Source organism: Protofrankia sp. Cr2 (assembly GCF_963555885.1).
GTDB lineage: Bacteria > Actinomycetota > Actinomycetes > Frankiales > Frankiaceae > Protofrankia.
In genome coordinates this window covers 15,793-16,330 of sequence record NZ_CAUVXG010000084.1, presented here as the reverse complement: position 1 = coordinate 16,330, position 538 = coordinate 15,793, and the positions used below count along the sequence as shown (strand labels likewise).

Below are 538 nucleotides of genomic sequence, written 5' to 3'. Positions count from 1 at the left end.
GGCGCGTAGTCACCGACCATCGCCAGGTCACCACCACTGCCCGCGATCGCCCGCAACCGCGCAGTCCCGCTCTCGGCAAGCTCAGCCTGGCCACGCAACCGGACGGCCATGCCCCGCACCGCATCCGGATCACCCGGAGTCGGATCACCGTCCAACTCCAGCACACCCCAGGCACCCACCACGGACCTCCCCGCATCCGCACCGACCACCGAGAACAATCATCGACCACACGCTCACGATCGTATTCATAGGGTAATATACCCTGACATAATCGGCGACAATGCGCCAGAAAATCGAGATCCTTCCCAGCCCCGGGTGGCACCAGCGGGAGCCCCCTGCTACCAAATCGACATCTGCACCGCGTTCGCCAGGCTCGTCCACAACAGCCAAGCGACCGGTGCGTTCCGCGGAACACAGAGCCCGGCAACGGCCGGCCGTTCGGCACTGTTCCGCAGCGCACCGCATCCCAGGGATCCCGACCACTCGACCCGAAGATCGCCGATACCATCCAGGCCCGTAGCCTCACGCACACCAGGCT

The 538-nt window shown here is 65.4% G+C and carries 1 protein-coding gene; it reads right to left on the bottom strand.

Annotated features, from left to right (window positions below; genetic code table 11):
* Positions 1–338: 338 nt before the first annotated feature.
* A partial coding sequence (locus tag U9978_RS22795) for a hypothetical protein (protein WP_322763194.1) occupies positions 339–538 on the bottom strand: 200 nt, incomplete at its 5' end.